21 protein-coding genes are annotated in these 26,352 nt (G+C 44.2%); 9 read left to right on the forward strand and 12 right to left on the reverse strand.

Going from position 1 to position 26,352, the window contains the following annotated elements; translation table 11 throughout:
- Positions 1-197: 197 nt before the first annotated feature.
- Positions 198-1,010 carry a LuxR C-terminal-related transcriptional regulator gene (locus HC175_RS05945; RefSeq protein WP_168137578.1) on the forward strand — a complete coding sequence of 271 codons (813 nt, stop codon included), beginning with the start codon at positions 198-200 and terminating at the stop codon, positions 1,008-1,010.
- 165 nt (positions 1,011-1,175) lie between these two features.
- Here HC175_RS05945 and HC175_RS05950 read toward each other — a convergent pair whose 3' ends face one another.
- The 4 genes from HC175_RS05950 to HC175_RS05965 all read right to left on the reverse strand — a co-directional run bounded on the left by HC175_RS05950 (position 1,176) and on the right by HC175_RS05965 (position 5,557).
- Positions 1,176-2,645, reverse strand: a complete 1,470-nt coding sequence (locus HC175_RS05950) for an exonuclease domain-containing protein (protein WP_168137579.1) — start codon at positions 2,643-2,645, stop codon at positions 1,176-1,178.
- Between the two features lie 252 nt (positions 2,646-2,897).
- Positions 2,898-3,407, reverse strand: a complete 510-nt coding sequence (locus tag HC175_RS05955; protein WP_168137580.1) for a DUF4494 domain-containing protein — start codon at positions 3,405-3,407, stop codon at positions 2,898-2,900.
- A gap of 206 nt (positions 3,408-3,613) precedes the next feature.
- On the reverse strand, positions 3,614-4,483 hold the full coding sequence (locus tag HC175_RS24145) for an SRPBCC domain-containing protein (protein ID WP_235942535.1): 870 nt from the start codon (positions 4,481-4,483) through the stop codon (positions 3,614-3,616).
- 159 nt (positions 4,484-4,642) lie between these two features.
- Positions 4,643-5,557 carry a VOC family protein gene (locus HC175_RS05965; RefSeq protein WP_168137581.1) on the reverse strand — a complete coding sequence of 305 codons (915 nt, stop codon included), beginning with the start codon at positions 5,555-5,557 and terminating at the stop codon, positions 4,643-4,645.
- A 189-nt stretch (positions 5,558-5,746) separates the two neighbouring features.
- On the opposite strand from HC175_RS05965, the gene HC175_RS05970 reads away from it, so the two are divergent.
- The gene (locus HC175_RS05970) at positions 5,747-6,733 is read left to right on the forward strand and encodes a GlxA family transcriptional regulator (RefSeq protein WP_168137582.1); all 987 of its coding nucleotides are present in this window, start codon (positions 5,747-5,749) and stop codon (positions 6,731-6,733) included.
- A 103-nt stretch (positions 6,734-6,836) separates the two neighbouring features.
- Here HC175_RS05970 and HC175_RS05975 read toward each other — a convergent pair whose 3' ends face one another.
- Positions 6,837-8,039, reverse strand: a complete 1,203-nt coding sequence (locus HC175_RS05975; protein ID WP_168137583.1) for a DUF7282 domain-containing protein — start codon at positions 8,037-8,039, stop codon at positions 6,837-6,839.
- Positions 8,040-8,217: 178 nt separating this feature from the next.
- Between HC175_RS05975 and HC175_RS05980 the strand changes: the two genes are divergently transcribed.
- From HC175_RS05980 to HC175_RS05990, 3 genes are all read left to right on the forward strand, one after another.
- The gene (locus HC175_RS05980) at positions 8,218-8,634 is read left to right on the forward strand and encodes a hypothetical protein (RefSeq protein WP_168137584.1); all 417 of its coding nucleotides are present in this window, start codon (positions 8,218-8,220) and stop codon (positions 8,632-8,634) included.
- 108 nt (positions 8,635-8,742) lie between these two features.
- Positions 8,743-9,105, forward strand: coding sequence for a DUF2200 domain-containing protein (locus HC175_RS05985; protein ID WP_168137585.1), 363 nt, complete (start codon positions 8,743-8,745; stop codon positions 9,103-9,105).
- 42 nt (positions 9,106-9,147) lie between these two features.
- Positions 9,148-9,579 carry a DUF1801 domain-containing protein gene (locus tag HC175_RS05990; protein WP_168137586.1) on the forward strand — a complete coding sequence of 144 codons (432 nt, stop codon included), beginning with the start codon at positions 9,148-9,150 and terminating at the stop codon, positions 9,577-9,579.
- Between the two features lie 110 nt (positions 9,580-9,689).
- Here HC175_RS05990 and HC175_RS05995 read toward each other — a convergent pair whose 3' ends face one another.
- Positions 9,690-13,220: a PAS domain S-box protein gene (locus tag HC175_RS05995; RefSeq protein ID WP_168137587.1), complete on the reverse strand. Its 3,531-nt coding sequence runs from the start codon at positions 13,218-13,220 to the stop codon at positions 9,690-9,692.
- Between the two features lie 286 nt (positions 13,221-13,506).
- Here HC175_RS05995 and HC175_RS06000 point away from each other — a divergent pair, with 286 nt between their 5' ends.
- Positions 13,507-14,124 (forward strand): SOS response-associated peptidase, encoded by a 618-nt coding sequence (locus HC175_RS06000; RefSeq protein WP_168137588.1) that lies wholly within the window; start codon positions 13,507-13,509, stop codon positions 14,122-14,124.
- A gap of 15 nt (positions 14,125-14,139) precedes the next feature.
- Here the strand turns inward: HC175_RS06000 and HC175_RS06005 are convergent, their stop codons facing one another.
- Together HC175_RS06005 and HC175_RS06010 are read right to left on the reverse strand one after the other, a co-directional pair.
- Positions 14,140-14,331 (reverse strand): helix-turn-helix transcriptional regulator, encoded by a 192-nt coding sequence (locus HC175_RS06005; RefSeq protein ID WP_168137589.1) that lies wholly within the window; start codon positions 14,329-14,331, stop codon positions 14,140-14,142.
- Positions 14,328-14,741, reverse strand: a complete 414-nt coding sequence (locus HC175_RS06010) for an MFS transporter (protein ID WP_168137590.1) — start codon at positions 14,739-14,741, stop codon at positions 14,328-14,330. Before HC175_RS06010 ends, HC175_RS06005 begins: the two co-directional genes overlap by 4 nt.
- Positions 14,742-15,023: 282 nt before the next feature.
- On the opposite strand from HC175_RS06010, the gene HC175_RS06015 reads away from it, so the two are divergent.
- Entirely contained in the window at positions 15,024-15,899 is an 876-nt protein-coding gene (locus tag HC175_RS06015; protein ID WP_168137591.1) for a DUF808 domain-containing protein, read from the forward strand.
- 45 nt (positions 15,900-15,944) lie between these two features.
- Positions 15,945-16,508, forward strand: coding sequence for a DUF4256 domain-containing protein (locus HC175_RS06020; protein ID WP_168137592.1), 564 nt, complete (start codon positions 15,945-15,947; stop codon positions 16,506-16,508).
- 37 nt (positions 16,509-16,545) lie between these two features.
- Here the strand turns inward: HC175_RS06020 and HC175_RS06025 are convergent, their stop codons facing one another.
- From HC175_RS06025 to HC175_RS06035, 3 genes are all read right to left on the reverse strand, one after another.
- Complete coding sequence (locus HC175_RS06025; RefSeq protein ID WP_168137593.1) at positions 16,546-17,286, reverse strand: energy transducer TonB; 741 nt, start codon at positions 17,284-17,286, stop codon at positions 16,546-16,548.
- A 263-nt stretch (positions 17,287-17,549) separates the two neighbouring features.
- A complete protein-coding gene (locus tag HC175_RS06030; protein ID WP_168137594.1) occupies positions 17,550-18,938 on the reverse strand; it encodes a M16 family metallopeptidase in 1,389 nt (462 codons plus the stop codon).
- Positions 18,938-20,296: a M16 family metallopeptidase gene (locus tag HC175_RS06035; RefSeq protein WP_235942536.1), complete on the reverse strand. Its 1,359-nt coding sequence runs from the start codon at positions 20,294-20,296 to the stop codon at positions 18,938-18,940. Before HC175_RS06035 ends, HC175_RS06030 begins: the two co-directional genes overlap by 1 nt.
- Positions 20,297-20,677: 381 nt before the next feature.
- Between HC175_RS06035 and HC175_RS06040 the strand changes: the two genes are divergently transcribed.
- A complete protein-coding gene (locus HC175_RS06040) occupies positions 20,678-25,879 on the forward strand; it encodes a PAS domain-containing protein (RefSeq protein ID WP_168137596.1) in 5,202 nt (1,733 codons plus the stop codon).
- A gap of 184 nt (positions 25,880-26,063) precedes the next feature.
- Here HC175_RS06040 and HC175_RS06045 read toward each other — a convergent pair whose 3' ends face one another.
- The gene (locus tag HC175_RS06045; RefSeq protein WP_168137597.1) at positions 26,064-26,285 is read right to left on the reverse strand and encodes a CDGSH iron-sulfur domain-containing protein; all 222 of its coding nucleotides are present in this window, start codon (positions 26,283-26,285) and stop codon (positions 26,064-26,066) included.
- Between the last annotated feature and the right edge of the window lie 67 nt (positions 26,286-26,352).

Consider the following 26,352-nt stretch of genomic DNA (forward strand, 5'->3'; position numbering starts at 1 on the left):
GGGCACGGCTTCTGTAATTTTATGATGGGGTAAAACACGTAAAAGTGGATCGTTCTTTATTTTAACAGGGTGTTTGACGCAAAAACCTTCAGGGGATTTCCTGGGGGTTTTTTCATTTTCTATACCTCCTTCCCCAGGTTCGGCATTTCCTGAAATTTGAAAATTCCTTATCTTCCCCCTCCGTAACAGGCCTCCCTATGCAAAATGATTTCAACGAGATCTCAAAATACTGGAATGAAAGATATTCCCAGAAGGTAAAAGAATACCGAAAATTCGAGGTTTCTGCTGATTTTATAAGATTCGCTTCTCTCTTCGCTCCGGGTAACTCCTATTTCTATATCGTGAATCTTCACAATTTTAACCTGGAATATGTCTCTGCTACCGCCAAAAATTTCATAGCTAAAGATCCGGAAAAAATAACCATGCAGGATCTTTTGCAAACAGTGATTCCTGAAGAACACCAGAGCATTAGTCTCAAAAGCAGGGTGAACAGTCATTTCTACACTTCCTTTGTCGCCAAAGAGGAGGTGCTGCATTACAAGAATATGTTCACTTACCGGCTGAAGGATCGCGAGGGCGAAATTCGAACTATGCTCTACCAGGCTTTTCCGTTAAGCGTTCTGGAAAACGGTACTCCCGAACATGTTTTCTGCATTCACTCCGATGTGTCTCACCTCAAGGTAAGCAGTACCAACGCAGTGTCTTTCGTTCATATGAACGGCGGAAAAAGCTACTACAACGTCGACATTTCTAAAGGAGAATTCATCGCCGAAGCCACTGAAGATCCAGGGCTCGACCTCGCAGAGCTACTTACGGAAAGAGAAAAACAGATCGTAAAGCGATTTTCCCGCGGATTAAATGCTGAACAGATCGCGGCAGAATTCAACCTCTCTCCCCACACCATCAAGACTCACAGAAAGAACATCCTTCGGAAAAGCGACTGCACCAATACCACCGAACTGGTGGCCAAATGCCTTACCAACGGCATTATCTCCCCGGGACTCAATTAATTTCTCGGGAAGCAATCTGAAAAATTTCAGCTGATTTTCCTTCGGGAAACCTGAAAACAATAGCCTTCAAAAATGCCATTTTTGACACCTCTCGTTTCGGCAACTTCTGAAATTTATGTGGAATAGCACAAATAGGGTCAAAACAAGATCTGCCGTGGCTGGCGGTTAGAAAAGGGAAAGCGTGCCGTGGCTCGCCATGACCGCTGCGTTCTTTTCTGCCCGGTTTACAGCCCTGGAAACTTCCTCTATTTCAGGTTCGTAAAATGTCACATTTGGATCTCCTTTTTTCCGCAGATAATTGCTTAAGATCTTATGGGTATGGTAAGTAGCCACCTGTCTTTTCAGGAATGGTTCATAATCTTCCAGCCTGCTCCCCCGGGCTTCAGAATCAATAAACCCAAAACCCTGGTATTGGCCTTCTCTTACCAGTACAAATGCCTCCTCCTCGAAATGCCTGCCTTTCTCGCGTATCACAAAAGTGGAGGATTCCTCGGTAAGGGAAGCAATGGCCTTATTGACTTTTTTATTATAGGTTTTTACCGGTTCATTGTCGCCACAAATTCCTTCACAGGTCTGGATCTCATAATGAGAACATACCTCAACATTGGCCTGCAAGCTGCAATATTTCGGACAGAGCTTAAATTCCCGACACAAAAATTCCAGCTTCTCCTGGGCCAGCGCCCGACTGTAAAAGGTTCCTATCGACTCCCTCTGCTTACTCGTCTTTTCCAGCGCCAGTTGCAGTACGCCGCGTTGATTCATATAACTCACGATCTGATATACCGGGCCCGGCCTTTTTTGTGCCCTGTTGAACCGCGGATAATACTTCCTAATACATTCCGCTTCCAGGAGCAGGGCAACCAGTTCACTGCCAGTGGTCTCATGATCTATATAAAAAGTTTCCTGTCCCAGCTCATATTCCTTGCTCATTCGATCATAGAAATGGGAAACAACCCGTTTCTTTATATCAATAGCTTTCCCCGCATAGATCACCTTGTGCTTTCTATCCTTAAAGAGATAAATACCTGCGCTTTCGGGTAAATTGTGGATCTGTTCGGCATCAATATGCGGCGGTAAAGTGGCCTGCCGGGAGCGGGCGTGCAAAAAAGAATTGATCACCCTGTAATCTTCATCCAATGACAACAGCCGCTGAAAAAGGATCACCGTAGCATCTGTATCCCCTTCTGCCCGGTGCCGGTTGACCAGCGGAATATTAATGGAATCACACAGCCTGCCAAGACTGTAGGAAAATAATCCAGGGATAAGTTTTCGGGAGAGACGCACAGTACAAAGCTTTCTGCGGCTGTACTCAAATCCCAGTTCCCGGAATTCATTCCGCAGCACATTGTAGTCAAAATTTACATTATGGGCGACAAAAATAGCACCGCGGGTAAACTCCTCTATCTTTTTAGCTACCTCATGAAACTTAGGGGCCGTGGCTACCATTTCATTATCGATCCCGGTGAGAGCGGTGATCTGCCGGGGAATTTCCTTTTCGGGATTGATAAGGCTGGTGTACTTGTCGATCACCTCGTCGCCGCGCAACAAAACGATGCAGATCTCGGTGAGCCGGTTTCCATTTATTCCTCCCCCGGTGGTCTCTACATCTATAACGGCAAATAACTGATCTTTCATGAAGGCTCCAAAAAGGGTAAAAATAGCAATAATTTCTGAAAAGTAGGAAAAAATCCACAACAATGGAAAATATCCTACATTTTTAAATTTCTTCGTTTACTGCCGCGCAAAAAAAGAGGCTGCCTGGAAAGTCATTCTAAGACGTCATCCTGAATTTATTTCGGGATCCTAAAAGAAGCTGAAACAAGTTTAGCTTGACGAAAAATCACTCACCAGGCAGCCTTTCTTCTGTTGCTTTTAAAGCTGAAAGAACTAGGCTACCTCCGCTTCTTCCGAAACCTCTGTCTCTTCAGAAACTATAGCTGCTGCTGCTTCTCCTTCTTCCACTTCATCCGAGAAATATGGAAAAACGTCAAGAATTGGAGATTCTGTTATGGCAGGAATACTGTAATCGCCCATAGTATCGGCCATGACTTGCGTAGTATTCTCAAAGGCTTCTTTAATATCATTCGCCTGCACCAGCAGGTACATATTGGTCTTTCTCTCCTTCCCGCTTTCCTCATCTAAGGCTACCAGGGAAACTTTGGACTTGAACCAGCGATCTGAGTTTTCAAAAGGATGTACCTCCGAAAAATTTGCCACCTTAATGTTGGTGATCCTGAATTCCTCGTTCGTATATGCTGCCATTTCTTCATTGATCCTGGCCTCTGCCTCTGTGTAGGAAACCGCGTCTAGCAGGTAAGTGTCTGTCGTGACCTTTTGCTCTCCCGTCTCGTGTGTTTTTCTGTATTTCACCTTACATTCATACCAAGTTACGCTCATATCATATTTTTTTAGGCTGCCAAAAATATCATTTTATGAACGCGTAGCTCAATTCTAAAGCCAGGAGATATTCACAATTTTACTTTTCTTCAACTTGTTCCCTTCGGAAGGTACACCCGAATAATTCAGGCCTTGTGCTGTATATCAGGCACTTCTCTCTTTCTGGAATATTTTGTTGATCTCGCTCCCGCTGAAGTAAAATGCGTTTAAGAAGATTGCTGCTGTTCCACGTGATCCTTAAAGTTATCGAGGATCGCCTGCCAGCCGGTTTGCTGCATTTCCAGCGGATTGCTCATTTCGGGATCAAAGATCTCTTCTACTACTGTAATATCACCGTAAGCCATGAAATGAACATCGGTCTTGCGCCCGTCATCCATCGTATAGGCGATATGTCTTTGTGCTTCCACCTTGTCATATTCGCCTTCAAAATCAAAGCCATGTGTACCATCCTTCGCTTCCATTCTATAGCTGAACCTGCCATTGGTTCGCAGATCGTTTTTCGCAGCAGGACAATGCCAGTCTGGACTTGCAGCATTCCATTGCCGAATATGCTCCGGCTCTGTCCAGCATTCCCACACTCTTGAAACAGGAGCCTGAATGCTCGTCTTGACAGATATCTTCTGACTTTCCTCCTGCCTGTCTTCTGCTAACTCCTTGATCACCTCAAAAGCTTTGGGCCAGGCATTTTCAAAGTAAGATTCGTATTCCTCATCGAGGTCCATATTGACCAGAAGTTCAGTATTATGCCCTTCCTCCTTTAAAATATAGATTTCTTCAGCCCCGCTCCAGGCTTTCACTTTTTCGCTTTCAAAATCTTCATTTCCGTTCTTATCGATCATACCAAGGTGCTTGAACACCATTTTTTCGGGTTCCCGCTTTTCCTCGATCCTGGCCACCATCCCTTCATTTTCGGCATTTAAAAACAGTACTCTGCTTCCTTCCTGCCAGTCGGTTTCTACTTTTGAGCCTTCAGAGAAGGCAGCAGTCCAAGCCATATAGGACTCGTTTCCCCATAAAATTTCCCACACCCGCTCCCGCGGAGCATGAATTGTTGCCTTATACTGTTTGCGCTTCATAGGTTCTTTTTTTGAAATTAATGATTTATGATCAATAGGAGCGAGATAAATCCGATCCTCTTTATTTTTTTTCTGCTGAACAATGTAAAAAACATTCTGGCCATCATCGCCTGTTCACAAACCAGGGACAAACCGCTAAAAAACCTTCCGCTTAACCTGTTAGCCCTGCAAGGCCTTTATGTCCAGCTTTTTCATTTGCAGCATTGCTTCCATCGCCCGATTCGCCTTTTCCTTGTCGGGATGATTCATAAGCTGTTCCATCCCCATTGGCGCCACCTGCCAGGACACCCCGAATTTATCTTTCAACCAGCCACATTGCTGCGCCTGCGGGTCCCCGCCCTGTGTGAGCTGCTCCCAGTAGGTATCGATCTCCTGTTGATTTTCGCATTGCACAATAAAAGACACCGCCTCATTAAAGGGATGATCCATCGCTATCCCGCTATCCATAGCCATAAATGTTTCTCCGCGAAGCTGGAACTGCGCATGTTTTACTGTGCCAAGAGCATATTCATTGTTATCTTCCTTTTCATATTTCAGCATCCCTTCCACCTTTGAATCTTCAAAGACCGAGACATAAAAATTTACTGCCTGCTCTGCCTTGCCATGCTGTTTTCCTGTAAAGAAAAGCAGAGGACAGATCTTTTGCACGGGCTGCTGCCGGCTGTCATCGATCATGAGTTGCCAGTTAAGCCCATATTGATCCTGAAGCCAGCCATAACCAGAGCTCCAGTCATAAGCATCTAAAGGCATCAGCGCCTGCCCTCCCGCAAGGAGCTTGTTCCACAGCTCCTGCAATTCCTCCTGGTCTCTGCAGGAGACAAAGAGAGAAATTGAAGGATTAAACTGGAAATGTGGCCCGCCATTGAGCGCCAGCAACTGGTAGCCCGCCAGCTCAAAATTCACGGTCATTACTGTCCCGGCTTCCTGCCCGTGTATCTCCTGCCCCACCGCGGGATATCTTGTAATACTGTTCACTGCCGAATTTTCGAAAAGGCCGGTATAAAAAGCTACTGCCTCTTCTGCTTCCTTGTCGAACCAAAGATTGGGGACAATGTTCTGTTTCCTTGTTTTCATATGGTGAATTTTAGTGGCTTAACGTACCTCCCGAACGCCCAGATCATTGTGCAGGCTGCTGCGGAAGTTCCAGCTTAGGTAAAGCTACCTTATTTTGTATTTAAAGCTTAGGGGTAATTCCGCCAACTTGTAGGGGGGATTGCGACAGTTTTTAATGTAATTTTATAATTTGCTTGTTATCTGAAGTTTATGCGAAAGCACGTCTCGATCCTAATTCCAAAAGGCCACACCAGCCTGGTCAATATTGTAGGAACTCACCAGATCCTTAACCAGGTAAATGCCTTTCTTAAGGAGCAAGGAAAACCCGAACTCTTTGAAGTTGAATTGGTAGGCCTCTCCAGTCCTACAGAACAATCCAATGGTTTGTTCACCGTGCATCCCGAGAAGGTTATAGGAGATATTGCTCATACAGATCTTATTATTATTCCCGCAATTCACGATGCTTTTGAAACAGCATTTTCAGATAACCGCGAATTCGTGCCCTGGCTGCAACAACAGTATAAAAATGGAGCTGAAATAGCAAGCTTTTGCATTGCAGCGTTTTTTCTCGCCTCCACCGGCCTGCTCGACGGGAGGCAATGTTCCACCCATTGGATCCATGCCGATGATTTCAGGAGGATGTTTCCGAAGATCGACCTGGTCGATGACAAGATCATGACCGAAGATCATGGCATTTACACCAGTGGGGGCGCCTATTCCTATCTGAACCTGCTGCTTTACCTGGTTGAAAAATTTGCTGGCCGGGAGATCGCTATTCTCACCGCCAAGACTTTTATGATAGATATCGATAAGGCTAGCCAGTCCCCCTTTATCATGTTCCAGGGACAGAAAGCGCATGAAGATATTGTAGTGCAAAAGGCACAGGACTACATAGAGCGCAATTACAATGAGAAGATCCAGGTAGAAGAGCTGGCGCAGAAATTTGCCGTTAGCCGCCGTAGCCTGGAAAGGCGCTTTAAGAAAGCGACCCACAACACCATCACCACCTATATACAACGGGTGAAGGTCGAGGCTGCAAAGCGCAGCCTGGAAGTTAGCAGGGAAAACGTGAGTGAGGTGATGTATGGCATTGGATATTCCGACGAAAAATCTTTCAGGAATACCTTTAAAAAGATCACTGGCATCTCTCCCGTGGCGTACAGGAACAAATACAAAGCTGACAGGCCGGGGCTCTGAGACCACCCTCTTTTCTTCAGGAGGAAAAGAGTTCTGCAGCCAAAATAGGGATAAAAAAAAGGCCCCTAAAAAGGAGCCTTCAGCAGTATATTAACTGTTGCTATTACTCAGTAATTTCTACAGAGGTAACAACGATATTTCCATCTACTATGATTGGAAGGTCAAGCCCGTTGATGCCGTTGAATTCATACATTTCGGCTACTCCGGTATCGTTATGCAGCATTACCCATACGGTATCGCTCACAGCAACATTGGCACTTTCAGTAAAAGTCACCATCACATCTTCGTGAGTTCCGGCTTCAAGATACATTGGTTCAGAAATGATCTCTGGTACCATAGGTCCGGTTCCGGCTTCATTGGAAGCGTGCACTACTACCCATCCAGATTCTGAAAGCTCTACAGATCCAACATTCAGTTGATTATCTGTTACCGCCTGGTCTTCTACAGACAAGGAACCAGTGATCGCTACTACAGTAACTGAAGTAATGGTCAATGGTTTTACAACTACATTCCCGTCGGCATCTGTAATTGGCATATCCAGCCCGTTCTCACCGTCAAATTCATAGGTTTCTTCTTCTCCAGTATCTGTGTGAAGCATCACCCACACAGTATCACCGGCTTCAACATTGGCAGATGAAGTTAGCGGCACTTCTACATCTGTATAAGTTCCAGCCTCTAAATAAACAGGTTCAGAAATGATCTCTGGTACCATAGGGCCATCGCCTGCGTCATTTGAAGCATGGATCACCACGTACCCGCCACGGTCAAAACTCACCGAAGCTACATTAACTACATTATTTGTCATCTCCTGGTCTTCGACCATCAAAGTTCCCATTGGGGCAACACTCACCTCAAAAGACTGGGTCACTACATTGTCTGCCTCATCCATGATCGGAGCATCAAGGCCGTTAGAGCCATTAAACTCATAGGTGCCAATGATCCCATCATCGGTATGTAACATGGCCCACAAAGTTTCTCCATCTTCTACAGTCTCTCCTTCTTTAAGTTGCACCATCACATCCATGGACTCCCCTGCCTCTACCATTTGAGGAACAGAAATAATTTCGGGTACCATTGGTCCTCCACTGCCGTTATCTCGGTGGATCACCACCCAGCCATCGGCGCTCATGGAGACATTATTGATAGTCAACATATTGCTTTCAAGCATTTGATCTTCTACTGCCAAACTACCTGTAGGGTCAAGAATTGGATCTGGGTCTATATTATCGTCGTCGTCGCTACACGCTGTAAATCCTAGGGAAATTGCAAAAAGGGGGATAAAAAGATAATTTCTTTTAAATTTCATATGTTTCGTTTTTATTGTTCGGCCGCAAAGTATTATTTATGAGTTCGAAACCCGTTAATACTGTATTAAATCGGGCAAAATTTGCTATTTTTAATAAATGTTTAAGTGCCTGAAAACCTTTTTTAGTAAAGCCTTTAGATTTTGGAAGCCTGCCTCTCACCGGGGAGCACTGCCTGCTATGGGTCTTTTCTTGCTGCTCTTTAGTGTTTATTCCTGTGACATTAGAGACAAAGAGTGTGATGGAATTTGTACCGAAGAATATCGTACTATAGTTGTAAAGATCGTTGATACGGAAGGTGATCCTGTAGCGCTGGATGATTTCCAGGTATTCATTGCAGGAACGAACCGGGAGATCACCATCACGCCCGATGCCCAGACCTTTGCCCTGATGCAGCAACATGGAAGTTATCCGCTTTTTAGCGATAAGTTCGTTCCGGAATTTGCCCAGCAGCAACTCGATCTCGTTTTTACCGGAATTCTCGATGGACAGGAAATAGTTTCTGAAGCATATAAAGTAGGTGCCGACTGCTGTCATGTCTTTTTGGTATCGGGAAATGTAGGACTACAGGTGGACCTGCCGGATTCTACCGAGTAGAAATCTCCTTCAGGAAATCCTTTTTTTGAGAGGTATAGGTAAGGACAAACTATCTCAATTTAGCTGTTATCTTACCAGAAGGACCATTAAAATTTAGATAAGGAAATTATGGAACAATCTAAACAGGACGCGCGTATTGCCAGCATGAGCTTCGCATCTGTATATCCACATTATGTTACCAAAGTGGAAAAGAAAGACAGAACCGAACAAGAGCTGCAGCAGGTGATCGAGTGGCTTACTGGCTTTAACGAACAGCAGTTGCAGCAGCTAATAGCTGAAAAAATCAGTTTTAAGGACTTTTTTGATAGAGCAAAACTGAATCCGGCAATGGACCAGGTAAAGGGCGTAATTTGCGGGTATCGCGTGGAGGAGATCGAAAATCCGCTAACAAGGCAGGTACGGGTTCTGGACAAGCTGGTAGATGAACTGGCAAAAGGGAAAAAGATGGAAAAAATCCTGCGCACTCCTTGAATCTGGAGCAGTTTTATAAAATGATCACCTAAGAATTCAGCTATGTCTACACTTAAAACCCGGCAAAATGATGCCGATGTCTCCAATTTCATTATGGATTTTGCAACTACCGAGCAAAAGCAGAAGGACAGTTTCGAGTTGATCGAACTCATGAAAGAAACCACAGGCTGTGAGCCCAGAATGTGGGGAGAATCCATTATTGGGTTTGGACAATATCATTATAAGTCGGAAAGGAGTCGGCAGGAAGGCGACTGGCCTCTGCTTGGCTTTTCTCCCAGAAAAGCCGCGATCTCCCTTTATGTGTATTCAGGTTGTGCCGGACAGGAGGATCTGCTGAAAGATCTTGGAAAATTCAAAATGGGAAAGGCCTGTATCTACATCAAAAAACTGGAGGATATTGACCAGCAACAGCTCAAAATTCTGATGAAATCTACGGTCGAATTTCTTAAGAACAAATATCCCGATAACTGCTAACGAAAGCTATTGATTTTAACATTGCGCCTTCCTTCCATGTTTCAGGAAAGGAACGAAATAGAAGAGGTGTCAAAAAAGACATTTTTGACACCTCTTCTGTGACTTGAATTCTATTTGCGGCTCACTCCGAAGCATTTTTGCATAAGGCCTATTAATTCCTGTTTTCTCACAGGTTTTGAGAGATAATGATCGCAACCTGCAGCGAGCGCTTTTTCAGCATCATCGGCGAGGGTATAGGCGGTCTGGGCAATAATCACCACTTCATTATTGAATTTCCTGATCTCACGCGTAGCCTGATGTCCGTTGAGTTCGGGCATTTGCACGTCCATCAGGATCAGATCGAGGTCCTCATGTTCAAGAGCAAGAGCAACAGCTGCTTTTCCATCTCTCGCCTGCAGGATCTCGCGACAGTGATCTTTGATAAAATTAGAAATAATGATGCTTGAGATCCTGTCATCTTCGGCAATAAGGATCTTAAGCTTCGGGAAGTCTTCCGGCTCCTCTGCATCAGGAAAAATTTCAGCAGCAGGTTCTGTAGATTGCGGCACCTCATAGGGCAGGGTGAAATAAAAGGTAGAACCTTCATTTTCAACGCTGTCTCCAGCAGCATTTGGTGCTACCCAGATATTTCCCCCAAGCAGGGTTACGTAGGCCTTGCAAATGGAAAGGCCCAGACCAGCGCCCTGCCGTGCCTTCTTATCTACGATTTCGGCCTGCACGAACCGGTCAAAAATTGCCTCCCGTTTATCTGGTGCTACTCCTATTCCTGTATCTTTCACATAGCATTTCACCATGTCTCCTTCCAGAGAAAAGCCTATCTCAATTTCCCCATGATCTGTGTACTTCACTGCATTTTTGAGCAGGTTCAGTACAATGGCATTAAACTTTTCCCCGTCAGTCATGATGCAGATGTCCTCGCCTCTGGATGCGAAGTGACAGCTTAGCCTTAAACCTTTTTTCTGAACTTCGGGTTCAAAGAAGGAACATGCAAATTCCAGGGTTCTATTGATGTTCACTTCAGAGATCAGCGTTTTTAATTCCCCCGATTCGATCTTGGAAATATCAATGATATCATTGATGATATTCAGCATTCGTTCCCCGCTTTCTTCGATCATTCTTAAATAGTGCTGCTGCTGCTCTCCCGCAATGAGTGGATCACGAAGCAGTTCGGCAAATCCAAGGATCCCGTTCATGGGCGTGCGTATCTCATGGCTAACATTTGTAAGAAAGGCCGTCTTCAACCGGTCGCTTTCCTCTGCTCTTTCCTTTGCGACAAGGAGATCATCTGTGAGTTCCTTTAACCTGGTCACGTCCTCCTTTACCGCGATGTAGGAAGTAGTTCTTCCCTTACTATTCCTTATTGGCGAAATAGTAATATGCTCCCAGTAAAGCTCGTCGTTCTTTTTCTTGTTTCTCAGTTCGCCCTGCCACACCCGGCCAGATGAGATCGTCTTCCACAGGTCTGCGTAAAGCGCTTTGGAGTTTTCTCCCGAATTAAAGATGCGCGGATTTTCTCCAAGAAGCTCGTCAAAAGTGTAGCCTGTAAGGCGGGTAGTCTGAGGATTCACGTAGGTGATTCGCGCTTCCCTGTCTGTAATGATCATGGCAACGGGATTCTGCTCTACGGCGACAGAGAGTTTTGTTAGCTCTTCTTCAGCATTTTTCTGAGCTGTTATATCAACAATATAGCCTCTTACTTTTTTTAGTTCGCCCTCCTCAAAAATGCCAATGGCATTCACCAGGGCGTATTTTTCCTGTCCCTCAATGAAAAACTCAAGCTCCCTGTTTTTTACCTTTTTGAACTTTTCCACGTCCTGTAACAAAAGACGGCGATCTTCTGGCCGTTTATAGAAACTGGTGATCGTGATCCCCTTGCCTTCAGGAATTTTGTCAAGCCCAAAAAATTCAAGAAAGGTCTTGTTATAGCTAAGGATTTCCCCGTTAACTGAAGAAACATAATCGGCAGAAATATCATTTTCGAAGAAATCTTCCAGTTCCTTTTTGCTTTTCAGCACCTCTAATTCAGCTTTCTTCCTCCCGGTAATATCAGAAAAAGTACCGTACATTCTCGTAGCCTTACCATCTGCGCCATAATCTACCCGCGCCCGGGAGTTGCAATGTTTCATCACTCCTTTTTCAGAAATGATCCTAAGATCATAGTTGAGTTCAGTCTTTTCCTCTATACTCTTAAAGGCCGCCTGGTGGTAAGAATCTCTGTCTTCAGGATGCACGTAAAGAGCATTGCCCTCAAGCGACGGAGCATACTGGCCGGGAATCAGGTCAAAAATATCATACAGCTGCTTTGACCACCACACTTCCTGTGAAGAGAGATCCCATTCCCAGCTTCCAATCTTGGCGGTGCATTGTGCCTCTTCATACCTGTTAAGTAGGTTTGTCTTTTCTTCCCCTATAGACTTAAGGGCTTCTGCAGCGTGCTTTTGCTCGGTAATATCGTGAGTCATGCCAATAGAGGAAATGATCTCTCCATATCTATCTTTTATATGCTGACATTTCTCCAGAAGATATCGGGTTTCTCCTGTCACACGGTGAATGATCCTGTGCACGATCTCATATCCCGGGGCCGATTCCTTTACTGAAGTTGTGTAGATCTCATCGACCTTTTCCCTGTCTTCGGGATGTACCACTTCCAGAAAAGCCTGGTAGTTTCCGTTGAATCCTTCCTTTTCTATTCCTGTGATCTTGAACATTTGATCACTCCAAATGAGATTGTTTTCCTTGAGATCAAGAGACCAGGAACCAAGGTTCGCGATTTCCTGCGCTTTGCTTAACAAAAATTCATTCTCCCGTAACCTGGTTTCAAGTTTTTTCCTGTCAGATATATCTTGAAAAGCGCCATGAACCCCTACGATCTTATCATTTTCATTTCGAATAGGTTCTCCAATGGTCCTCACCCACAGGCGATTTCCTTTGGCGGTTCTAATTTCCATTTCCTCGTCATAGGCTAAACCTTCCTCTACACAGCTGGAGAAAACTTTTAATATCTTTTCCCGCCACTCGGGGGTATAAAAATTAATGGCTTCGGAAATTTCGGGAACGTGGCCTACGGGAGTTTCATGGATACGTGCAATCTCATCGGACCAGTACAGCTTGTTGTTTTCGAGATCTACGCTCCAGCCGCCCAGCCTTGCTTTTTCACCTGCCATTCTCATAAGGCCCTTGTGCTCTGCCACCTTTACCGTGAGGATCTTTTCCTCCAGGAGGAGCATGTAGAGCATAGAGTTTTCATTTTTTGTGCAGCGCCAGGAGAGATTTGCGCGCAGGAAGCTGCCATCTTTTTTAATGACCTCTACTTCCATAACCCTTTGGGCTCCGGCCTGGAGAAACTGGCCATTAATACTTCCTTCTGAAAACCTGACCTCCTTTAAAATCTCATTTATATGCATCCCGGCAAATTCCTGCCGGGAATATCCCAGCTCCTCTGCCTGAGGGTTGGTTCTCAATATTTTTCCTGCTGCATCATGGACAAGAAGCAATTCATGAATTTGTCCGGCCAGACCTTCAAAAAGGAGATCGGCTTCCAGGTCATTCTTTAACCGAGCGGCAAGCAGTTCGTTTTCCCCCTGGAGATCCTTCAAAGCTGAAATGAGCTGATCTCTGGTCCTGGTATCTGGATCCATCATTCTAACGTAAGTTTTGAGACGCGTCTAATTCTTCAAAGTCGAGTATCGCTTGTGATTCTGAAGTAGGGAGGTCGAATCGATTTCTTAGGAACAATACAATGAGCTGAATTACAGAGGGAAAGTATTAAAAATATTTTAATAATATAATTTTTTTTTCAGCTGAAGATCCAGTTCTCCCAATGGAACGGCTGAAGTTGGTCTCCCATGGATTTTTCAAACGCAGAAGTCTTTTTCAGCATGACTCTCCTGCGAATTCCCTAAATTATGCTCACAAATTTTTCCAGCCATGTGCTATAGAACCAAACTCAACAGCAGGCTCAGCCAGATCGAAAAATCTTTTGATGCAAGTTTCATTGAGCCAGAAGCTTACCTTCCTATGAGAGAGATCAACGCTTTCGATTTTCAGAAAACCCCTGTCATTCTGGATGAGAATCGGGGAGAAATTGATTTTTTGCAGTGGGGGCTCGTTCCGTTCTGGGCAAAGGATGATAAGATCAAGAAAATGACCCTGAATGCGAAAATAGAAACTCTAACAGAGAAACCAGCCTTCAGAAATGTGGTTGGGAATCGCTGTCTTATTCTTGCCAATGGCTATTATGAATGGCAATGGCTGGATGCCAAGGGAAAGGAAAAACAAAAATTCCTGATGGCTCCCGAAGACCAGGAGGTGTTCGCATTTGCAGGCATCTACTCCACCTGGAAAGATCCTGCATCTCAGGAAGTTGTGAATTCTTACACCATCATCACTACCGAAGCTAATGAACTTATGAGCAGGATCCACAACATCAAAAAACGTATGCCTGTGGTCCTCAAAAAGGAGGACAGGAATAACTGGCTGTCGGGAATGGAAGTGAGTACTTTTGCTTTTCCATATGAAGTGACATTGGCAGCAACTGCGGTATAGTTTTTTCTACAGAATTTATTCCGCCTCAAAGATCTCTTCTATAGACATTTTGAATAAGCGGGAGATCCTGAAGGCAAGAGGTAAACTGGGATCGAATTTACCCTTTTCAATAGCGTTGATGGTTTGTCTCGATACTTCCACTACATCGGCCAGCTGCGCCTGAGTCATATTGTGTTCGGCACGTAAAACTTTGATCCTGTTCTTCATTTGTACCTGGAATTTCCTATCACAACACCTGCCAGATAAGTAATTCCAATGAGGATCACCAGGTGAGAGATCTCAGCATCAAAGGCTATCACATTGGTCACATCGAGCATGGAATAGGCCAGCCCCACAACAACTGCGATTCCAAGGGCAATAGCCATGGCATCCATAGTTACCTTTCTCTGCATTTCATCAAGAGCATTGATGTACTTTCTGTTCATAAATACCATTCCAATTCCCACAACCACAGTAAGCAGGATCGCTAAAGCAGAGAGTACTGTGTTTTCATTCCAAAGGAATTTTGGTCCAAAGGCAGCAATGGCTGTAGTTAAAACCCATGCTCCTGTCCATAAACCAAGCTGCCGGGTATTCTTCCTGGTCCTGTCTTCCCATCTTTGTGTTTGATCTTTCATAGTTAAGCTTATTTTACGTTTTGTAAAGTTTTATTTACACAAAAGTAGTAGAATTTTTCAAAATGTCAAGTTTTATTTACATTTTTTTTTATTTGGCTGAAGCTCCATCAAAGACCTTCCAAAAATGCCTTTCTGAAGGGTCTTTATTTTTATCGTCCAGTTATTGGTTAAGAAAACAGCAGGATGCGCTTTCGGTCTCCTGGAACTTTCATTTTTTGAGAATTGCTTGATGCGATTTAGGAATTACGCTTATCTTGGTCTTTCAAATTTTTAAAAACTACTATGGCTTCAGGTTTTTTTGCCCTTCTTGATGATATTGCAACTTTAATGGATGATGTAGCGGTGATGGGAAAGGTCGCCGGGAAAAAGACCGCGGGTATTCTTGGGGATGACCTTGCGGTAAATGCCGAAAAAGCATCGGGCTTTATGTCCTCTCGCGAATTACCTGTATTGTGGGCGATCACCAAAGGGTCTTTTTTCAATAAGCTCATCATCTTACCGCTGGCATTCCTTCTAAGTGCGTTTATTCCTTCTGCCGTTACTGTCATTCTCATTATTGGCGGACTTTACCTGGCATACGAGGGAGCCGAAAAGATCTATGAATTCTTCTTTCCCCATGCTCATGAAGGCCCTGCACCTCAACTCGAGGAAATTTCTGAAGCAGAAGTTTTGAGCCTGGAAAAAGAAAAGATCAAATCGGCTATCGTTACAGATTTTATTCTTTCTGTAGAGATCGTCATCATCGCTCTTGGAAGTGTTGAGAACGAGCCACTCCTCAACCAGGTGCTCGTGGTCTCTCTTATTGCCCTGGTGGCTACGGTGGGTGTTTATGGTCTCGTGGCACTTATTGTGAGAATGGACGAATTTGGCGCAAAGCTGATCAACCTTAATGATGAAAAAAATACGATCTCAGACAAGATTGGAAATTTTCTTGTAGCTGCGCTGCCTAAAGTGATCAAGAGCCTCTCGGTCATTGGAACTATAGCACTCCTGCTGGTTTCTGGAGGCATCTTTGTTCACAACATCCACTTCTTCCATGGCTTGTTTGAAAATCTTCCCGGCATCCTGGTCGAGTTTCTCATTGGTTTATTAGTAGGTTTTATAGTGCTGGGGCTCATCAAAGCAGCAGGAAAGATCTGGAAGAAGCTTAAAGGGTAATTCTTCCTGTTTTAAAGAAAAAGAGCGAATTAATTTATAGGAGCCATGAAGACAAAGGAACTAACCTCACAACAATCTGGTGCACTCATAAAGACGCTGCAGCTGCGATTCCACGATAACATGCACCGCCATCCTCAAACTTCATGGGAGGAAGTAGCACACAAATTGGAATCTGCTACAGGGCAGCAACTTGTTTCACTTTTTGAAATGGAAAGTACAGGCGGAGAGCCCGATGTGGTACAGATTGGAAAAACTTCGGAAGAAATTACCTTTTTTGACTGCTCAGCTGAAAGCCCCACTGGCCGCAGAAGTGTTTGCTATGACAGGGAGGGTCTTGAATCGCGCAAAGCTCATAAGCCCGAGAACACGGCTGTAGATATGGCCACAGCCATGGGCATAGCTCTTCTTTCTGAAGAGGAATACCGTCATTTGCAAAGTCTGGAGGAATTCGATACCAAAACCTCCAGCTGGCTTAAGACTCCGCCAGCCATAAGGTCTCTTGGGGGTGCGCTCTTCGGCGACCGCCGCTTTGATCATGTATTTATCTACCACAATGGCGCCCAATCTTATTATGCGGCCAGAGGTTTTAGAGCCAGCTTAAAGCTTTAGTCCGTTTTTTGTCAGTTTATTTTCGGTCAGCTTAGGCTCAGATCTGCTCTCTTATTTCATACATAATGGGCAGGGAATATTCAACAGATACAGGTTTATCTCTCTGCCTGCCGGGGATCATTTTTGGCAGTAAACGAACTACCCGTGTCGCCTCTTCCTCCAGTCTTTTATTCGGTCCTCTCGCCCTGATATCGGCAACATCTCCTCGTTCGTTTATTTTAAATACCACGTAGATCCTGTTCATTCCGGTAAGTCCAAGCTCCTCGCTTATTCTCGTATTGAAATGACGTTTCACATGTGCATCTATTTTACCCGACATGCATTTCTTTTGCTCCTCCTTTTGCTGAATTTTTTCACATCCTGGAAATAAAGGAATTTGCTGCACTATCATAAACGGGATCTTATCAATTTCCTCCTCCTCCTCTTCATACTGGATCTCTGCCACTTCTACGATCTCGATCTTTTGATCCTGGTTACTTTCTGTAGAACGTATCTTTGTCTCCTCTACCTCCAGTTTATCTTCCACTACTTCGATAACCTCGGGCATAGGTGGTGGTGGCGGCGGTGGCGGTGGTGGTGGCGTATTGAGCTGTGTGATTGGTACATCTTCCTGCTCAAAAGCTGAAATTTGTACTTCCTCAGTATCCAGATCTCCATTGTCGTAAAATTTCCATTCCAATGAGAAATAGGTGAGACCAAGCATGATGATCAATCCAATCTGGAAAAAGATCATGCTGTTCTTTCCCAGATCTGCTTTCGGATTCTTTTTGATTTGCATAACTATAGCATTAGCATATGAATTGAATTTTTCTCCCAGTTTTCTCCCTTGGTTTTCCCCATCCCACCTTTTCTTTCTATCATCTGAGCTGCCTCAAACTTTTGAATATTCGTTTAAGATCAGCGTATTAAAGGTAGATCTCTTCTAGCAGGAAAAGAATGATATATGTCATGTCTCCACACGACCTATGCTTTGGAAATTGAAATTAAAGCGCAAAAAAAAAGTCCGACTTGCGCCGGACTTTCCTCTCAAAAATGGGTTTCTTACTGCTTAATTTCTGCGGGAGTTTTTATGGTTTCATTCACTTGATCCTTGATCTTCTCCTTATCACCTACTACTATGAGCGTCATTTTTTCTGGCTGAATGTATTTCTTAGCCATTTCCTGAATCTGCTGAGGGCTTACCTCGTTGATATTCTTCACCTGATCTACCAGGAAGGACTCCGGAAGGTTATGAATATCAAGGAAGGTGAGCTGCCCTATGATTCCGCCGGGAGTGGAATTCTGCAACACATAAATGCCCGATTCGTAGTTTTTGATGCCCTGTAGCTCTTCGTTTGCAGGAGCTTCTGTTTGCAAGCGTCTAATTTCCTTGTTGATCTCTTCTATTGAGGCGCCGGTAAACTCTGTGGTGACATCGGCATTTTCATACCAGAGACCTGTCTTATAGTTGGCAGCCAGGGCACTGCTGGGGGAATAGGTATAACCTTTATCTTCCCTAATATTGCTCGTGATGCGCGATCCAAATGAGCCGCCCAAAAGGGAATTCATCACATCAAGTGCTATGTAATCCTTATGGGAAGGATCTACAACAGGCAAGCCATACATGATGGTAGATTGTGGCGCCCCTGGTCTGTCAATGATCTTTACAACGCCATTTGTTTCTGGTTTCGCAGTTGGATAACTGGCCTCTGGTCCTTTTCTCCAGGTGCTCAGCTTTTGTTCCACTGCACTTTTTACCTGCTCTGCATCGAACTGACCTACTACGTACACCGTTGTGCGTTGCGCACCGAAGTTCCTGTCGTAAAAACCTTTGACATCTGTCAGATCATATGAGTTGACCTGCTCGGAAGTTGGGTATTGCCTTCCGTAGGGATGATCTGGATATATTTGTGCAAAGAATTCCTTTCTTGCCTGGGTGCCGGGTCGGGAAAGGGAAACAGTAAGATTGCGATTCATATCTTTTTTAAGACGTTCAATTTCGCTTTCAGGCAGTTTTGGATCTACCAGCACATCGCTTAGAATGCCTACAGCCTCGGGAGCGAATTCTGAAAGCACACTGGTATTTAGGGAAGTAGTGTGGGTGCCAACCCCTATATAAAGATTCCCTCCCATTCCAGAAAGCCTCTCCTTTACGGAATAGTCCTTATTCGTACCTTCTTCCATGAGATCTGCCAAAAGATCTGCCAGCCACACTTCTTCTTTACCTTCGTTTATGTTGCCGGTTTTAAGGGTCATGCTAATTGTAGCCTTTGGAATACTGCCATAGGGAACCAGCACCAGCCGCAGTCCATTATCGTAATTGATCACTTCCTTCTCTGGAAGTTTAAAATCCTTTGGTTCTCCTCCCTGAGGGGGAGTCTCCTTATCTTGCGCCTTTCCAGGTAAAACCATGAAAAGGGCCATCAGAATTGTATAAAATGCTGTCTTCATTAGTTTGATTTTTCGTTGTTAGCCAGAAGTGGATTTACAGTGAGGATAGTCCTGTTAGATTTCCGAAGGTATTCCTTTACGGTCTTGTTCATGATCTCTGGAGTGACTTTTTTGAATTCCTGTTCCAGCTCATTGATCCTGGCAGGATTGTCATCAAAAAGGGCAAAAGTAGCTAGCAGGTCGGCCCGCCCGAGGCCAAAGGTGCCACCCAGTTCATCGTAAAGCTGCGACCGCATTTTGACCATGGCATTCTGCAACATTTCAGGCGTGATCTTAAGCTCATTCATCACCTCATCTACCGCAGCGATCACCTGTTCCTTTGAGGTCTCATTATCATAGGTGAAATCGAACATGAACTGCATGGGCCCATTGTAATTGAACATGTTTCCGAGGTAATTTATACCACCGCTAACATTGGAGGTGTACCCAAGTTGATCTACCAGTTTCTTTTGCAACAAGGCATTGTCTCCCTGTACCAGGATCTGGTTGAGCAGGCCCATGGCATAATATTCGGCCGTATTCCGCTTCGGCATATGGTAAGCAATTGCAATTGCAGGTTTGTTTGCAAGAGAGTCCTTTTTTACGAATTGTTTCTCCTTCTCCTGTCTAGGCTCCGAAATATCGGGCGTCTTCGGAAGATCTACCGCCGGAATGTCGCCAAAATATTTGCTGATCCATTCCTTTGCCTGCGCCATATCAAAATCTCCCACTACTGCAAGTGCTGCATTATTGGGCGAATAATAGGTATCAAAAAAGCTTTCAACATCTTCAAGAGTTGCGGCGTCAAGATCTTCAAGATCTCCATAAAAGTTGTGAGCGTTATACCAGTTGGTATTTGCATACTGTGGCATATCTAACCACGGGAAACCGCCGTAGGGTTGGTTGAGCACATTTACTTTCACCTCATTTTTAACCACGCCTTGTTGGTTGGTAAGGTTTTCCTGGGTAATGTCCAGGCCCCGCATTCTGTCGGCTTCGGCCCATAACATAGTTTCAAGCTTATTAGCCGGCACGATCTCAAAGTAATTAGTAAAGTCAAAGCGGGTAGAACCATTTAAAACTCCGCCGTTCTCCTGCACAAGCTTAATGAATTCCATTTTTCCGAGATTTTGCGATCCCTGGAACATCATATGCTCAAACAGGTGAGCAAAACCCGTGCGGTCTTTAGGTTCGATCCTGAAACCAATGTTGTAATAAACAGCGACAATAGCTGTAGGTGCAGTAGTATCCTGAGAGAGGATCACTTTTAACCCGTTGTCAAGCTTGTAATACTCAACAGGAACTTTAAATTCATTGACGCCATTGCTTTGCTGCGCGATCCCCGAAGCGGTACCGATCAAAAGCAGAAACAATATCATAATTTTCCTCATAAGATGATGGTGTTTGGTTATTATTCTTAAGTATATCATTAATAGACTCTTAATTTTGCATGAAGTTACAAAAAGTCCTCACATAATTGATGACTTCTGGTTCTTGAAGGAAGGAACAAAGAATTTCAACAGGAAAAAAAGCTGAGGCCTGGTGTTAACAGCTACATAGCATAAATAAGTCTTAAATTTTCTCTCCTGCCTTTGGAGGCAGTATTTTTTTTGTTCTTTTTCCTTATATTTCACGCAAAGAAGAATTTATAAATATCCTTCAGCGATCGAGGGTTTATAGCACAAGACCTACTAAATAAGACGTGCGCTACGAAATGTACGGGCTTCCCTCAAGATTGCATTTAATAACTAGAGACCTTAATGGCAGACGCAGATAAACCCGCAGAGGACCTACGGGACAAGAATGTAAAAGAGAAATTAGAGCTCCTTCAGAAGGTAGTTAATCTAAGCCCGAATATATTTTTTGTCATTGACCTGAGGAAACAAAAAATTGTTTTTGTGAGCAGGAAGGTCAAGGAATTATTTGGCCATGACGCAGAATATTTCCTCAATTATAAGCCAGACATTTTTCGTCATTTCATTCATCCCGATGACTACGATCTGCGTATGCAAAATCTCACCCGCTGTCAATCGCTGGCCGAAGAAGAAGAATGTGAAGTTGAAGTGCGACTGCTTGCAGACGGAGGGAAATGGGAATGGTACAGGATCAAGGAAAAGATCTTTACGCAAGATGAACGTGGAGCAGTCTCTCATGTGCTGGGAACTGCCCAGAACATACATGAGCAAAAGATTGGAGAGGAAAGACTCAGGGAAGAACACCGGCGTTTGGAAAATGCGCAGAAAATTGGGCATATAGGGAGCTTTGAGCGCAAGTTGCCCGGGAACATAATGATCTGCTCTGAAGAATTTTATCACATCCTGGGAATAGATCCAAAACCTGAGGGCCTTACTGTTGAGGACTTCTATTCTTTTGTACATCCAGATGACCGTCAAACTCTTCTAACTGCAGTAGAAAAGACGCATTCCACAGGACAAGCTTTTGATACCATTACCCGTATAGTGCGGCCCGATAAGACAATTAGACATGTACATCGCAGGGCTGCACTTATTAAAGATCAGAATGATGTGCCTCAAAGGGTCTATGGCACAATGCAGGACATTACCGAAAGGGTAAGAGCAGAAAAGGAAAAAAAGAGGGTTGAGAAACTGATGCATGCTACAGAGGCCCTGGCAGGAACAGGGAGCTATGAAGTAGATATTATTAACAATACCGTATTCTTTTCTGATGGACTTTTCCTCCTCTTTGGTGAGAAGCCGCAGTCTTTTGTTCCTTCCCTGGAATGGATCGACAAGAGAACGCATCCAGAAGATGTTGCTCTTGTCAAAAAGACGATCACCAGAGCGATCAAAAAGAAATCCACATATGTCTATAAGCGCAGGATCTTTCACAAGGATGGCAGTATTCGCTACCTGGAGGTTCATGGCAAAACCATCTTAAATTCCAGGGGAGAATTAAAAAAGCTGATTGGACTTGTACAGGACGTTACAAGCCGAATGGCAGCTCAAAAAGAGATCGAACGCAGTGAAAATCGCAGTAGGGAACTTCTGGAAGTTCTGCAAAACGCACCAGATGCTTACCTGGTCCTTTCCCGTGATCTCCACATCGAGATGGCTAGTGATGCATATATCGAGGTGACACAAACCAGCAGGAAAGATATCATCGGAAAATACCTTTTTGACGCCTTTCCCGATAACCCTGAACTTCCCGATGCTTCCGGAGTTCGGAATCTTCACGCTTCCTTAAAGAAAGTTCTGGCTACTAAACAAAGGCATCGCATGCCTATCCAGCATTATGATGTGCGGGATAAGAGTGGAGCATTCATAGAAAAATACTGGAGCCCTACCAACACTCCTGTAATAAATGCTAAAGGGCAGGTGGAATACATTATTCACCGGGTCATTGATGTTACAGATGTGCTCCAGGAAAACAATACCGTAAAAGGACTTGTTTCTGAAAGTGAAATGCTTAAAACCTCGCTTGAAGAAGTCAAGATCCAGGCGCAGCAGTTAAAGGAAAGCCGGGCTCTGCTACAATCGGTATTTGATGCCTCGCCTAGTTCCATTATCCTCTACAATACCATTTTTGATGACAAGGGAGAACCACAGGATTTTGAATTCCTGATGGTAAATGCATTCAACCAGCGGGTACTTGAAATTCCTTCAGATGTAACAGGAAAACGCCTTTCAGAATTATATCCTCATGTGATCACCACCGGGATCATGGGGCACTTTAAAACAACGATGAAGACAGGAGAGTCTGCAGATTTTGAAGTGTGGTATGATGGAGACGGTTTTCAGAGCTGGTTCCACTTCAGGGCAGTCAAATTGAACGACCTGTTGCTGGCTACTGCTGAAGATATTACTGAACGCAAGATCGCTGAGAAAGAAGTAATCCAGCTAAAGGAGGAACTCACCCAGAAAGCTACAGATAAATACAGAAAGATCATTAACTCCATGGATGAAGGATTCTGTATCATTGAGATCATTCGAGATGAGACAGGTGCCTGCGTCGATTACAAATATCTTGCTACCAATCCTGTTTTTGAGGAACAAACGGGGTTGAAAGATGTTCTGGGCCGAAGCATCAATGAGTTAGTCCCCGATATTGAGGATTACTGGAAAAGAATCTACGGGGAGGTTGCACGTACTGGAAATGCAATTCGCTTTGAAGATTATGCCGAAGCGCTTGGAAGATGGTTTGATGTAAATGCTTTTAGAATAGATTCGCCCAATGAGCAGCATGTGGCGCTTATCTTTAAAGATATTACAGAACGTAAGGAAGCCGAAGAACGAAAGACCTTTTTACTAAACCTCAACGAAGCTATTCGCCCTCTCGAAGATCCTGTCAAGATCAAGGACACTGCCATGCGATTTTTGGGGCAGCACCTCGAGGTGGACATGGCTTACTTTATAGGCATGTTTGAGGATGAAGATACGATCCTGGAAAAAGAAGGCTTCCATAAGGAACTTGATCCCCTGGTTGGAAAAAAGAAGATCTCAGATTTTAGTCCCGAGCTTCTGGAACAACTGCAAAGAGGAGAAACTGTGGTTATCGAAGATTTGTATGAGACCTATAAGGAAAATGAGCAGGCGAGAGAACAGATAAATTCCTCCCAGGTCAAAGCTGCAGTTATAGTTCCGTTAAGGAGAAACAGCCAGCTCGTAGCAGTAATATCTGTGCAGCACAGCAGCCCGCGGAAGTGGAATTCCAAAGAAGTAGCACTGGTAGAAGAAGTTTGTGAACAGATATGGACTGCAATAGAAAAGGCACAGGCAGAGAAGTCACTGCGGGAAAGTGAACAACGTTTCAGGAATCTGGTTGAGGCCTCAGCCCTTGCCGTTTGGGAAACAGAACCAGATGGAAAGATCATAAAGGACAGCACCTCCTGGCGCGCCTTTACCGGCCAGAGTAATGAAGAATGGGAAGGAGAAGGCTGGCTAAATGCTGTATATGAAGAGGACAGGGCTTTTGCTGAAAGAGCCTGGAAAGAAGCCACAGCCACAAAGACAAAGCTGGACATGGAATACAGGTTGATAAGTGCAACCGGTGAAGCTCGATGGACTAGCGTTAAGGCAGTTCCCATTTTCGATATAGATGGCAAGGTGACGAAATGGACGGGAATGAACATTGATATTCACGACCAGAAGCAGGCAGAAGAAGCCCTTATCTTTGCTAAGGAAGAGGCAGAAGAAGCTTCTCGCGCCAAGGAAGATTTCCTCTCTACCATGAGTCACGAGATTCGTACTCCATTAAATGCTGTAATTGGCCTTACCAATTTATTGCTTGATAAAAATCCGCGGGAAGATCAAAAGGAGAATCTCAACTCCTTAAGTTTTTCTGCAAAGAATCTTTTGGCGCTCATCAATGATATTCTCGACTTCAGTAAGCTGGAAGCAGGGAAAGCAGAAGTTACCATGACCGATTTTGATCTTCCCGGACTTCTCATGAACCTGAAACAGGCGCATCAGCCTATAGCCGATCATCAGCAAACAGAACTGGAGGTAAATTTTGATGACAGAATACCTGCAAGAATTTCAGCAGATCAGCTTAAGCTGTCACAGGTGCTCCACAATCTTGTAAGCAATGCTGTGAAATTTACTTCCCGTGGCAAAGTGGTGATCAATGTTAACCTGGAGGAACAACAGCATGATACCTACTGGCTAAACTTTGAGGTAAAGGATACGGGAATTGGGATTTCCAGTGAAAAACTGGAGCACATTTTCGAAAAGTTCGCCCAGGCCGAAAGTTCGACAGTTCGCCAGTATGGTGGCACCGGCCTTGGTTTGAGTATTACCAGGCTTCTGCTCGAATTGATGGATAGTAAAATAAAAGTGGAAAGTACTCCGGCTCATGGATCCCGATTCTATTTTAGCCTTGCAGTCAAAAAAGCAGAAGTAAAAGAAGAGATCCCTGCGCTTTCCGAAGATTCGCCTAGTCATCAGGATCTTCGGGATCTCAAGATCCTTTTGGTTGAAGACGTGGAGATCAACAGGAAGATCATCATTCAGTTTCTCCAGAACTGGTGGCAGCTGCAGCCCGATGAAGCGATCAATGGAAAAGAAGCCGTAGAAATGGCCGCTGCCAAACGGTATGATATGGTGCTCATGGACATTCGCATGCCGGTCATGGATGGATATGAATCCACCCTGCAAATAAGAAAATTGCCAGGTTATGCTAATGTCCCTGTCCTGGCGCTAACGGCCGACAAAAATCACGAACTGGAACATCCTGGAAAACGCTCGAGATTTGACGGACTACTAACAAAGCCATTCGAACCTCTGGACCTTAAGAAAAAGATCCTGCTTCAGCTTTCGAGACCTGTCGAAGAAGAGCAGCAGCCTTCTCCCTTCAAAGATCTTTCTGCTGAAGAGCTAGGGGAAAGAGAGGAATTGAAAAAGCTCATTGTACAGCAGCTGGAAGAATACAAAGCGACCTTCATTCAGGGAGTACAGGAGAATGATGTACAAAAGCTTAAAGACCTGGAACATAAATCGAAGGTAGTTTTTGAATTGACCAATCTAAAATATCTTAGTAAAAACCTGCAAAAGTTAATATCAGACCTGGAACTGGGTACGGAAAGGGACGTGAAAAATCCCCTTTTTGAAGAGATCAAAAAGGCCTTACAAGATGCAATTGATAAATTAAAAACTGAAGCTGAACCGCCGCCTTTTGAAATTTCCCGCTACGAAAAAATTGCCGGGAATAATGAGATCATCCTTCAAAAGCTCATTGTTAATTCGGTGAAGGCGATGGAACTTTATAGAACAGAATTTTCTGCTGCGGCTAATGCAAAAGACCTGGAAGCCCTTTCAGATCTTGTACATAAGAATACCACGTCTGTACATTACCTGCAGGCAAACGCCCTGGCAAGGAAGATCAATGATTTTAGATCATTTTTGGAAGACAATAATTCTGAAGATGATGAGCTAAGGAGAAAAAAGGAGGAAGTGATAACCGAATTTCAGAAGATCATAAAAGGGCTTAAAAGACTGGAAAAGTAAAGGAAGAAAGAAATATTTCTTCCTTTACTCCGAGTCATTCTCTGTCTAAAAAAGAGTTGAATTTTTGACATTTTTGAAGCCTCATATTTCCAGAGTTTCCTGTTTTTGAGAAATTCCTACTGCAGCTCACCTCCTGCTCTTTCAGTAAAATTACAAGTTCTAAAAAGAGAAAAAGGGAAAGAGCTTAAGGCTTGGGAGGAAGATCAAATGCTATGGCTTCATGTTCAAAATGTCCACGGTGAGAACCGTCGCAAAAAGGTTTGTTCTTTGAAAGTCCGCAGCGACATAGTGTAACACGTTCTCTCCCACCAAGATGATAGGTATTGCCATTTTTATCAACTATCTCGAAGTCTCCGTCAATGATTAGAGAGCCATAATTGTTCACCGTGATTTTTGTCTTTGACATCTTTTCTAATTTTTGCTGCTAATATAAGAGGTTTCACTTTGAGGCGGGGACACAGATGAGATTTTTC

The organism is Salinimicrobium oceani (genome assembly GCF_012037645.1).

Bases quoted from the DNA above. Each gene is read 5' to 3' on its own strand.
- HC175_RS06030 (WP_168137594.1), bottom strand. From the start codon at position 18,938: ATGAAGACAGCATTTTATACAATTCTGATGGCCCTTTTCATGGTTTTA.
- HC175_RS05965 (WP_168137581.1), bottom strand. From the start codon at position 5,557: ATGAAAACAAGGAAACAGAACATTGTCCCCAATCTTTGGTTCGACAAG.
- HC175_RS05990 (WP_168137586.1), top strand. From the start codon at position 9,148: ATGTCTACACTTAAAACCCGGCAAAATGATGCCGATGTCTCCAATTTC.
- HC175_RS06000 (WP_168137588.1), top strand. From the start codon at position 13,507: ATGTGCTATAGAACCAAACTCAACAGCAGGCTCAGCCAGATCGAAAAA.
- HC175_RS06015 (WP_168137591.1), top strand. From the start codon at position 15,024: ATGGCTTCAGGTTTTTTTGCCCTTCTTGATGATATTGCAACTTTAATG.
- HC175_RS06040 (WP_168137596.1), top strand. From the start codon at position 20,678: ATGGCAGACGCAGATAAACCCGCAGAGGACCTACGGGACAAGAATGTA.
- HC175_RS06025 (WP_168137593.1), bottom strand. From the start codon at position 17,286: ATGCAAATCAAAAAGAATCCGAAAGCAGATCTGGGAAAGAACAGCATG.
- HC175_RS06045 (WP_168137597.1), bottom strand. From the start codon at position 26,285: ATGTCAAAGACAAAAATCACGGTGAACAATTATGGCTCTCTAATCATT.
- HC175_RS06005 (WP_168137589.1), bottom strand. From the start codon at position 14,331: ATGAAGAACAGGATCAAAGTTTTACGTGCCGAACACAATATGACTCAG.
- HC175_RS05950 (WP_168137579.1), bottom strand. From the start codon at position 2,645: ATGAAAGATCAGTTATTTGCCGTTATAGATGTAGAGACCACCGGGGGA.
- HC175_RS05985 (WP_168137585.1), top strand. From the start codon at position 8,743: ATGGAACAATCTAAACAGGACGCGCGTATTGCCAGCATGAGCTTCGCA.
- HC175_RS06035 (WP_235942536.1), bottom strand. From the start codon at position 20,296: ATGATATTGTTTCTGCTTTTGATCGGTACCGCTTCGGGGATCGCGCAG.
- HC175_RS05970 (WP_168137582.1), top strand. From the start codon at position 5,747: ATGCGAAAGCACGTCTCGATCCTAATTCCAAAAGGCCACACCAGCCTG.
- HC175_RS05945 (WP_168137578.1), top strand. From the start codon at position 198: ATGCAAAATGATTTCAACGAGATCTCAAAATACTGGAATGAAAGATAT.
- HC175_RS06020 (WP_168137592.1), top strand. From the start codon at position 15,945: ATGAAGACAAAGGAACTAACCTCACAACAATCTGGTGCACTCATAAAG.
- HC175_RS05975 (WP_168137583.1), bottom strand. From the start codon at position 8,039: ATGAAATTTAAAAGAAATTATCTTTTTATCCCCCTTTTTGCAATTTCC.
- HC175_RS05980 (WP_168137584.1), top strand. From the start codon at position 8,218: ATGGGTCTTTTCTTGCTGCTCTTTAGTGTTTATTCCTGTGACATTAGA.
- HC175_RS05955 (WP_168137580.1), bottom strand. From the start codon at position 3,407: ATGAGCGTAACTTGGTATGAATGTAAGGTGAAATACAGAAAAACACAC.
- HC175_RS24145 (WP_235942535.1), bottom strand. From the start codon at position 4,483: ATGAAGCGCAAACAGTATAAGGCAACAATTCATGCTCCGCGGGAGCGG.
- HC175_RS05995 (WP_168137587.1), bottom strand. From the start codon at position 13,220: ATGATGGATCCAGATACCAGGACCAGAGATCAGCTCATTTCAGCTTTG.
- HC175_RS06010 (WP_168137590.1), bottom strand. From the start codon at position 14,741: ATGAAAGATCAAACACAAAGATGGGAAGACAGGACCAGGAAGAATACC.